Origin of the sequence: Mycobacterium helveticum (genome assembly GCF_007714205.1) — a bacterium.
In the GTDB taxonomy this organism is placed as follows: domain Bacteria; phylum Actinomycetota; class Actinomycetes; order Mycobacteriales; family Mycobacteriaceae; genus Mycobacterium; species Mycobacterium helveticum.
Genome location: NZ_VMQU01000190.1, coordinates 1 through 6,710, shown reverse-complemented (window position 1 = coordinate 6,710; position 6,710 = coordinate 1). Strand labels below are relative to the sequence as shown.

The following is a 6,710-nucleotide window of genomic DNA, read 5'->3' as shown; positions in this document are numbered from 1 at the left end:
TTTTACACTTTGTTATATACCACATCTCTTTTGACCACGACTGAGGCTTCCCGGGGGTTTTCGCGGGCCAGGGGGGGGTGGGGGGGGGCGCCGCCATCAAGCTCCCTCGCCACGGATTCGTCCCTCCCTCGATGCGCGTGCAGACGTCGATTGTGCGACAAGGATGTTTCGGCATCGGTCATCGGATGTTTCCGGCGCTTTACGGCTTCATCGCAACGGCTCGGCAAAGTTGGTGATCCGTGCGGAAATCCGTATCGACGCAGCTCATTTTGGGTCAACCTTGACCGTCGAGCCTGGCACGACATTACCGTCGGCGCCGGGGGTAAAGTCCGACAAAGGCGGCTTTCGACCAAACCTGTGGGACATTCACAGCCTTCGTTAAGCTAGCCGGATGCGTCGGCTGGTGGCGATGATCCTGCTGATCCTGGTGGCTGCGGCGTGCGGGTCGAAGCCGGTGGGCGCGCCATCGAAACCGTCTGCCGCGTGCAAAGATTCCGACGGGCCCTCGGACGACACGGTGCGCCGGGCCGTGGCCTCGGTCCCGATTGCGATCCCGGGCACCACCTGGGTCGAGATCGCGCGGGGACACACCGGCAACTGCCGGCTGCACTGGGTGCACCTCATCCCCACCATCGCCGGCGAGTCGACCCCCCAGCAGCTGATCTTCTTCGACCACAACACCCCGCTGGGCGAACCCACCCCGAACCCGAAGCCGTACATCACCGTGCTGCCGCCGTCGGATGACACGGTCACGGTTCAGTATCGGTGGCGCGTCGGTGACGACGAGCCCTGCTGTCCCTCCGGCCACGGCACCGTGGGGTTCCAGATCGGCCCGAACGGCAAACTGAGAGCTCTCGGCAAGATTCCGAACTCGTAGGGCACCCGGCCGCGGTCCCGACCGCCGGATCTTCACAGGTTTCGTCCAGCACACTCCTAGCGGCGGGTGACACCAGGAGCGGGGGAGGCCTGGCATCCTGAAGGCAGCGCCGACGGCGAGGGGGCCGACGGCGAGGGGGCCGACGGTGCGGGCTCGTTGATCCGGCGCACGAAGGGGTGCGCCCCACGAAGACGTCGCCCCACGAAGCCGTCACACAGACGTGGAGGGGGCGTGCACGGCCGATCGTTCCGCTGTCGACCGAGTCCGAAAAGTGACTTGGCCCACGACTTGGCCGACGACTTATCGCCTGACCCACTGTCGGTGCGGGCGATTCGATGACTCCTCCAACACTCGGCGTGAAAGGCAATGATTCGATGGCAAGAGCGCGCCACATCTCGCACTGGGACCCCGAAGACGTCATCGGGTGGGAGACCGGTAACAACGTCATCGCCCGGCGCAACCTGATCTGGTCCATCGTGAACATGCACGTCGGTTTCTCGATCTGGACCCTGTGGTCGGTGATGGTCCTGTTCATGCCGCAGGCCGTCTATGGCTTCACGGCGGGCGACAAGCTGTTGCTGGGCGCGACCGCGATGTTGGTCGGCGCGTGCGTGCGCATCCCCTACGTGATGGCCACCGCCAGGTTCGGCGGCCGGAACTGGGCGATCTTCTCGTCGCTGGTGCTCCTGATCCCCACCCTGGGGGCCATCGTGCTGCTGGCCAATCCCGGCCTGCCGCTGTGGCCGTATCTGGTGTGCGCGGCGCTGACCGGTCTGGGCGGCGGTAACTACTCGGCCTCGCTGGCCAACGTCGAGGCCTTCTACCCGCAGCGGCGCAAGGGCCTGGCGCTGGGCCTGACCGGCGGTCTCGGCAATCTGGGCGTGGCCGGCATCCAGGCGGTCGGGCTCGTGGTGCTGGCGACCGCCGGCAACGACTCGCCGTACTGGGTGTGCGCGATCTACCTGGTGCTGCTGGCGATCGCCGGCCTGGGCGCGTCGTTGTTCATGGACAACCTCGCCAACGTCATCGAGGTGAGCCACGTGCGGTCCGTCCTCAAGGTGCCCGACGCCTGGGGGATCGCCTTCCTGTATATGTGCGCCTCCGGCTCGTTCATCGGCTTCGCGTTCGCTTTCGGGCAGGTCATCCAGCTCAACCTGCTGGCGGGCGGGCAAACCCACGCGCAGGCGACGCTGCACGCGGCCGAAATCGCCTTCATCGGGCCGCTGCTGGGCTCGGCGGCGCGGATACTCGGCGGCAGGCTCGGTGACCGCTACGGCGGCGGCCGGGTCACCCTGTCCGTTGTGGCCGGCATGATCCTGGGCGCCGGGCTGCTGGTCGCGGTCAGCACCCGCGACGACCTCACCCGCGGTCCCGGCGACCAGACGCCCGGCATCACGATGATCGGCTACGTCATCGGCTTCATCGCGCTGTTCATCTTCTGCGGCATGGGCAAGGGGGCGGTGTTCAAGCTGATCCCGTCGATCTTCGAACAGCGCAGCCACTCGCTGCCGCTCGGCGAGTCGGACCGACGCCAGTGGGCGCGGACCATGTCGGGATCGTTGATCGGTTTCGCCGGCGCGTTCGGCGGCCTCGGCGGTGTCGGGATCGACCTGGCCCTGCGGCAGTCGTACGTCAGCAGCGGCACCGAAACCCCGGCGTTCTGGAGCTTCCTGGCCTGCTACCTCGTCGCGGCGGCCCTGACCTGGACGCGGTACGTGCGTCCGCGCCGCACGCTCGTGCAGGCGCCGGCCCACCGGGACGTGGCGGCGGGCCAACGCAGCCTGGAGGCGAGCGTGAAGGTTGTCGCCGGGGAACCGGTCAGGACCTGAGTCAGGACGTGGCGGCGTCCGGCAGGTTCTCCGGGTGCAGCATCTCGGCGTAGCGCAGCTCCTCGGGGATGCCGAAGCCGTCGACCAGCGTTCGCGCGTGCGGGCGCAGCGCCCGGCAGCGGTCGTTGATCCCGCGGGTGACCGCCTTGGCCCGATCGGTGGACAGGTAGCGGTGCTCGACGTACCAGGCCTTGTCCTCCTCGATCACCGACAGCGCGTAGAGGTCGCAGACCAACTCCAGCAGCTCGCGTGCCCGCTGGTCTTCGCACGAGTCGATGCCGGCGACGAAGGCCTCCAGGATCACCCGGTCGATGTGCGCGGTCGCGGCGTGCAGCACGTGATCCTGCACGGCGTTGAACGCGTCGAAAGCCGCCATCTCCTTGGATTTGGCCTGCAGCCGGCGCGCGACGGATGACAGCAGATACTCTTCGCGGTCCTCGAACATCTTGATCTGCGTGCCGCGGTTGAACAGGCTGCCCTCCTCCTCGTTGTCTTGCCGGGCATCCACGATGGTCTGGATGATGGTCGCCGCCGCGGTGCGTTTGACGACGCGGTCGCTGACGGTGCCGGCGGCGAAGCGCACCCATTCGACCGGGCTCATGCTGCGGATGTCGTCGGCGTAGGCCGTGAGCAGTTCCTTGGCGACCAGCTGGGTCAGCACGTGGTTGTCGCCCTCGAACGTGGTGAACACGTCGGTGTCGCCGCGCAGGCCGACCAGCCGGTTCTCGCCCATGTAGCCCGCGCCGCCGCAGGCTTCCCGCGCCTCCTGGATGGAGCGGCTGGCGTGCCAGGTGTTGGCCGCCTTCAGCCCGGCGGCGCGCGATTCCAGCTCGCGCTGCTCCTCGGCGTCGGGTGCGTCGGCGGTCTGGACGTCGTGGCATTTGCCGACGAGCTCGTTCTGGGCGAACTGCAGCGCATAGGACTTCGCGATCAACGGGAACAGCCGGCGCTGGTGCACCAGGTAGTCCATGATCAGCACCTCGGTGTCGGCGTCGTCGGGTGCGCTGAACTGCCTGCGCTGCAACGCATATCGGGTGGCGATGTCCAGTGCGACGCGCGCCGCGGCGCCCGCGCTGCCGCCCACGGTGATCCGGCCCCGCACCAGTGTGCCCAGCATCGTGAAGAACCGCCGGTTGGGGTTGTCGATCGGCGAGGTGTACGTGCCGTCGGGCGCGACGTCGCCGTATTTGTTCAGCAGGTTGACCCGCGGGACCCGCACGTGGTCGAACATGATGCGGCCGTTGTCGACACCGGGCAGGCCGCCCTTGTACTCGCAGTCCGAGGTCGTCACGCCGGGCAGGTCGTTGCCGTCGGCGTCGCGGATCGGGACCAGCAGGCAGTGCACGCCGTGGTTGACCGGCTTGCCCTCGTCGGTGGTGATCAGCTGCGCGAAAACCGCTGCCATGGTGGCTGTTTCGGCGGCACCGCCGATGTAGTCCTTGCGTGCCGACGGGGTGGGGGAGTCGATGACGAACTCCTGGGTCTCGGCGTCGTATGTCGCGGTGGTCTCCAGCGACTGCACGTCGCTGCCGTGGCCCGTCTCTGTCATTGCGAAACAGCCGCACAACTCGAGGCTGATGATCTTCTTGACGTGGGCTTCGTGGTGGCGTTCGGTGCCCAGGTTCTCGACGGCACCGCCGAACAGGCCCCACTGCACCCCGGCCTTGACCATCAGCGAGAGGTCCGACATCGCGAGCATCTCGATCATGGTGATCGCCGCCCCGACGTCGCCGGTGCCGCCGTGTTCCTTGCGGAAGTTGTCGCCGGCGGCACCGAACGCGGCCATGATCCTCATCTGCTCGCCGACCTTGGTGCGCGCGATCACGGTGTGGGGCGTGTAGTGCGGGCGGAACATGTCCTCGGTCATGGTGGCCCGCATCCGGTTCTTCACGTCGCGCCAACGCCCGTCCAGCGCGTTGCGCAGGTGCCCGGCCGTGCTCGTCGTTTCTGGCGCCATAACCCGACCGTAGCCCGCCGCTCGCGCGGCGGAAACCACCACGCGACAACGGCGCGCGAAACCGTTACGCGCGCCCGGTTTTTCGGCCGGTCCGCTCGGCCGGTTCGGCCTGCGCCGGACGTGGCGCCGCGGTGCGGGCCCGGTGCCCGCGCGGCAGCAGCCAGAACCACGCCAGCCCCGCCCACAGCGCGCCGAACAGCACCAGCATGTTCATGTCGAACACCCACCAGCCGACGTAGTGGGTCCACATCTCGATGTTGGCGGCCAGTGCGTCGACGCGGCGCAGGTCGACGGTCGACGCCGACGCCGCGAAGCCCCACTGGGCCGGCACGAACCAGGAGATCTGGTCGTAGCCCCACGTGCCCACCAGCGGGATCAACCCCCCGGCGAACAGCAGCGACGCCAGGACCACCGGCACCGCCAGCGGCACGACCTCACGCGGGGACCGGGCCCGCGCGGACAGTGCCAGCCCGACGATCGCCGAGACCACGGCCGTGACGGCCACGCTCACATACAACTCGAGATCGGCGCTGCCGAGCAGGACGGCGCCCCGCACGGGCCCGCCCTTGCCGATCAGCACGATGGTGGTCAGCACGGCCGTCAGGACGGCCGCCGCGACCGCGAACACGACGAGCTTGCCGGCCAGGTAGGCCGCCGCGGAGAGCCCGACGGCCTGTTCCCGCCGGAACACGAGGCGCTCGGTGACCAGTGTGCGGATGGTCAGTGTGGTGCCGATGACCACGGCGGCGAAGTTGAGGGCCGCCAGGATCTCGACGGCCTCGTGCCGGTTGGGGCCGGACGGGTCGGCCCAGCCCAGCCCGGAATCGCCCGGTATCAGCAACGTCAGCGCCGCGAACACCAGCGGCAGCAGTACCAGGAAGGCGACGTGGGCGCGGCCGGCGAGAAGCTGGCGAACCTGGCGGCGCATCACCACACCGGTTTGCCGGGACAGGGTGAGCTCGGCGGGCGGCGGCCACGGCGCGGCGATCTCCGGGCGCGCCGGGGACGCCGTCGCCTGCTGCCGCTCCCGGTACGAGCGATGGGCGCCGTCGGGGTCGGCGCCGACCTGCGCGAGAATCCTCGACCAGTCCGCGGTGCCCAGCACGGGTTCGGCCTGCAGCGGCGTGCCGACGTACGCCGGGGCGCCGGCGCCGGTCAGCACGACGGCCTGGTCGCACATCGTGACCCGGGCCAGGGAGGTCTGCGATGCCATCGCGACGACGACGGCACAACCGAGGTCGGCCTGGCGGCGCAGGATCGCCATCACGTGGCTCTCCTGCGCCGCGTCGAGTGCGGTGCCCACGCCGTCCACCACGAGCAGGGTGGGCCGGCTGACGAGTTCGGTCGCCAGCGACACGCACCGGCGCAGCGGGGGCGCGAGCTTGCCAACCGGTGTCGCGCCGTGCGGTGCCAGTTCGAGTTCCTCCAGCACCTGGTCCACCACCCGGTGGCGCTGCGCGGGCGTGGTGTCGGGCGGAAGCCGCAGTTCGGCGGCGTACCGCACCGACTGTCGGACGGTGAGCTTGCGGTGCAGCCGGTCGTCGCGCGCCACGATCCCGATGCGGGTGCGCATCGCCGCCGGGTCGGCGTGCACGTCGTGTCCGTCCACGGTGACCACGCCGGAGTCGGGCAACCGGGTGCCCGCGAGCATGTCCAGCAGCGCGGAGTTGCGCGGCGCCGAGGGGCCGATCACCGCGGTCAGCGTGCCCGGACGCGCGGTGAACGACACGTCCCCGATGACCTCGCGCCCGTCGACGGTGAGCCGCACCCGGTGGGCGGCCATCCCCGTGGTGCGCGCCCCCGGCCGCAGCGGCAGCCGATAGGTCGGGTCCGCCTCCTCGGAGCGGAAAGAAGGGCGCGGGGCGCGCAGCTTGCGCGTCGCATCCGTCATCCGCCTGATCAGGCCCCGGTTTTTCGGGCGTTCGGCCCCGGTGGCGTCCGGCGGCGGGCCGGGCGGCGGGGCCGGCTGCGCATGGGCGCCGGATTGGGTCGGCCGCGGCGGCGCCTGCAGGACCACCGGCATCCGTTGGGTGGGGCGCTGCGTCGG

At 69.6% G+C, this 6,710-nt stretch carries 4 protein-coding genes; 2 read left to right on the top strand and 2 right to left on the bottom strand.

Annotated elements, in window-relative coordinates; all coding sequences use genetic code 11:
* The first annotated feature begins 409 nt into the window (after positions 1–409).
* Entirely contained in the window at positions 410–877 is a 468-nt protein-coding gene (locus tag FPZ47_RS25750; RefSeq protein ID WP_144951310.1) for an LppP/LprE family lipoprotein, read from the top strand.
* Positions 878–1,251: 374 nt separating this feature from the next.
* Positions 1,252–2,706 carry an MFS transporter gene (locus tag FPZ47_RS25745; protein ID WP_144951243.1) on the top strand — a complete coding sequence of 485 codons (1,455 nt, stop codon included), beginning with the start codon at positions 1,252–1,254 and terminating at the stop codon, positions 2,704–2,706.
* Position 2,707: 1 nt separating this feature from the next.
* Here the strand turns inward: FPZ47_RS25745 and FPZ47_RS25740 are convergent, their stop codons facing one another.
* Together FPZ47_RS25740 and FPZ47_RS25735 are read right to left on the bottom strand one after the other, a co-directional pair.
* A complete protein-coding gene (locus tag FPZ47_RS25740; protein ID WP_144951245.1) occupies positions 2,708–4,663 on the bottom strand; it encodes an acyl-CoA dehydrogenase family protein in 1,956 nt (651 codons plus the stop codon).
* 64 nt (positions 4,664–4,727) lie between these two features.
* Positions 4,728–6,710 (bottom strand): ATP-binding cassette domain-containing protein (locus tag FPZ47_RS25735; RefSeq protein ID WP_428321253.1); only part of this gene is annotated, 1,983 nt, incomplete at its 5' end.